This window comes from Mycobacterium sp. (assembly GCF_050701675.1).
Taxonomy (GTDB): domain Bacteria; phylum Actinomycetota; class Actinomycetes; order Mycobacteriales; family Mycobacteriaceae; genus Mycobacterium.
The window spans coordinates 1-2,462 of record NZ_JBOGDD010000991.1 but is presented as its reverse complement, the minus strand read 5'-3'; the positions used below and the strand labels follow the sequence as shown (position 1 = coordinate 2,462).

Genomic DNA, 2,462 nt, shown 5'->3' with positions numbered 1-2,462 from the left:
ACTCAGACCTATCTGCCGTGGGATTCCTGGGATAATCCCTATCCATCGGCTCCGAAGGTGTGGTTCAGCGACCTCCTGCAACCCGACGGAATGCCCTTTCAGAACCGCGAGATTCAAACGGTTCAATCCCTGATCGGTGGAGGCGGATCACCCGTCCAGGCCCGTTGATCGGTGATCGGTGATCCTCGGGCTGTCCGCGCCGGACTACGTCAGCGCAGGCCCGATCCACCGACGCAGGTAGGCCCGCAACTCGGTACTCGATCGGGGTGGTTCAAGGGGTGCGACGACCATGGACTGAATCATGCGCAGCAGGAACTCCGCGAGCTCGTCGATGGTCGCGTCATCGTAACCGAGGCCTGCCCAGTCGATGTGAGTGTGTTGGAGTATGGTGCGGCAACGAGCTATCTCATTGGGAGCCAGCATCATTCGGCTGAACGAATTGGAGCGGTCGTTCGCAAGAAGCAGTACCAGTTGCGGCGAGTGGGGGAGCGTTTCGATGATGTAGGCCACGACTTCGACTAGTTGTTCGGTCACGGCCATGTCCGCCCTTATGCTCTCGACACGCGCGATGAAGCTGCCGAGAGCCGACGACGGCACCCCGGTCGGCAATCTGGAGTACGCCACGGCGTGCTTCGTTGCGGCAGCGCTGGCCGTCGCAGTCGCTAGACGTCGCAACCTCTAGACCGAGTGGGACGCCGGTCCGCCCGTTCTCGAGGTCGTTCAGTACTGCGGGACTCCCTCGAGGATGAGGCTGACTGCGGTCTGGACTCGGTCGGCGGCGCGTTGAAAGGTCATGGCTCCAGCCGCGGCCTGAATCAAGGCCCCAGAGAAAACCAGCTCTAGCGTCGTGATGACCTCTGGCCACGACCCTGGCCCCACGGCCGTGGCGATGAGTCGATGGATCTCTAGGCCGATCAGCTCGTGAGCTCGCTCGGCGGTCGGTCCGCTGTCGAGGAAGACCGCGGCGCAGGCCGTCGCGACGGCGGGCTCCTCCGCCACCACCAGCATCATCTGGCTCAGCTGCGCAGCGACACGCGCGATGGAACCGTGAGTGGCATCCGTACTCAGGGCAACGTCGTGAATTCGGCGGAGGCAGATCTCGACGATGAGATCGCTCTTCGAGGAGAACAGTTCGTCCGCGGTCACCGCGGAGACTCCCGCCCTCTCGGCCACCGCGCCGACCGTGATGACCTCGAACGCGGACTCACGAAGTAGCTCCATCGCCGCATCGAGCAACTTGGCGAAGGCCTCTGCGCGGGATCGCTTGCGTCGTTGCGCCGCCAGATCTGCCACGTCGGTAGAGCCTTCGCTGGACACGTGTCCAAGATATCCATCGGCCGGATGTGCTGGCAAGTCTGGAACGAACATGCTCTTGGGGTAATGGACTGCATGGGATGCCGAGGTGTAGCGAGCCGCCGGCCCTCTGGGGCGGGGCGCTACCAAATCATGATCTAGACACGTGTCCAGCGGCAGTAGGTCGAGGAAGCCGGACGGCCCCGGTCTGATTCCTTATCTGGCTCCAGCGTGGTGAATGGTTGAACGTGTCCAGGTCTGCCAGAGGTTGGGCGGGTAGTTCGTACCGTTCTCCGAGCCTCAAACAGATCTCTCACTGCGTCTCACAGGAATCTTGCCTACAGTGACTCGTGGAGCTTCCCCCCAAGCTCCCGCATGACTCGGCCCCGTCACCTACCCCCCTGGTGTCGGGGCCGAGCTTCGTCATGGGCCGCAGCCCCTCTTGGCATGCGCCAGCGTCGTCGGCATGCACGTCACTCTCACGTTCGTGAATCGAAAGGATTCGACGAACCGGGGTTTGATGGCACTCCAGGGGAGCTCATGGAATGATCCGACTGATCCAGGTCAAAATCGTTGCAGCGCAGGGAAATAAAACGGCCCGACCGCACCGCACCGCACCGTGGCGTAGCTGTGGATTCCCTTGCTGGTTGGACGGAGTGTGCGGCGGAGCATCTATAAGCGTCGAGAAGGGACGCCGACATCACCCGACGAGCCACCTGCAGACGACCGGGTTCTGCATACATGCGGCGTTGATGTCGGGAAGGGCGCCCGAGCACGGTAGGCCGTTCTCCTGCACGCATCCCGGTGCCATGGGCGGGCATGGACTGCCGTCGGGTCGCACACAGGCCTGCTCGGGCGCGGCGTACGCGGGTACCGCGCACGCGAACGCCATGCCCAGGGCAACGACGCCGGCGCTGCCCAGTAGTTGGCTGAGTCTCATTGGTCACTGCCCCTCTCGCTGGATCCGGGCACCCCCACTAGTTGCCCGATGACCACGAGCTGCCCGTTCAGCTAACGCTGCGTGGATCGAACCGAGGCTATCTCGCCATCGGACCTCTTGACCGCGGATTCGCCACGTCAAATAAGGACTGGCGTCACATAAGGACTGACGCGACGACGTGGAGCGTCGGAAACCGCCCCTTTCCGGTGGTGGATTCAGGGTGTCTTGC

4 protein-coding genes and 1 pseudogene are annotated in these 2,462 nt (G+C 63.0%); 2 read left to right on the top strand and 3 right to left on the bottom strand.

Annotated elements, in window-relative coordinates; translation table 11 throughout:
* Positions 1–168, top strand: a pseudogene (locus ACRDUX_RS30040) (1,4-beta-xylanase); the annotation flags it as partial.
* Between the two features lie 36 nt (positions 169–204).
* Here ACRDUX_RS30040 and ACRDUX_RS30035 read toward each other — a convergent pair.
* Positions 205–534: a hypothetical protein gene (locus ACRDUX_RS30035; RefSeq protein ID WP_526419345.1), complete on the bottom strand. Its 330-nt coding sequence runs from the start codon at positions 532–534 to the stop codon at positions 205–207.
* A gap of 4 nt (positions 535–538) precedes the next feature.
* Between ACRDUX_RS30035 and ACRDUX_RS30030 the strand changes: the two genes are divergently transcribed.
* A complete protein-coding gene (locus ACRDUX_RS30030) occupies positions 539–682 on the top strand; it encodes a hypothetical protein (protein WP_526419343.1) in 144 nt (47 codons plus the stop codon).
* A 38-nt stretch (positions 683–720) separates the two neighbouring features.
* On the opposite strand, the gene ACRDUX_RS30025 is transcribed toward ACRDUX_RS30030, so the two are convergent.
* Positions 721–1,317, bottom strand: a complete 597-nt coding sequence (locus tag ACRDUX_RS30025) for a TetR/AcrR family transcriptional regulator (RefSeq protein WP_526419341.1) — start codon at positions 1,315–1,317, stop codon at positions 721–723.
* A 676-nt stretch (positions 1,318–1,993) separates the two neighbouring features.
* Positions 1,994–2,233: a hypothetical protein gene (locus ACRDUX_RS30020; RefSeq protein ID WP_526419339.1), complete on the bottom strand. Its 240-nt coding sequence runs from the start codon at positions 2,231–2,233 to the stop codon at positions 1,994–1,996.
* Positions 2,234–2,462: the final 229 nt, after the last annotated feature.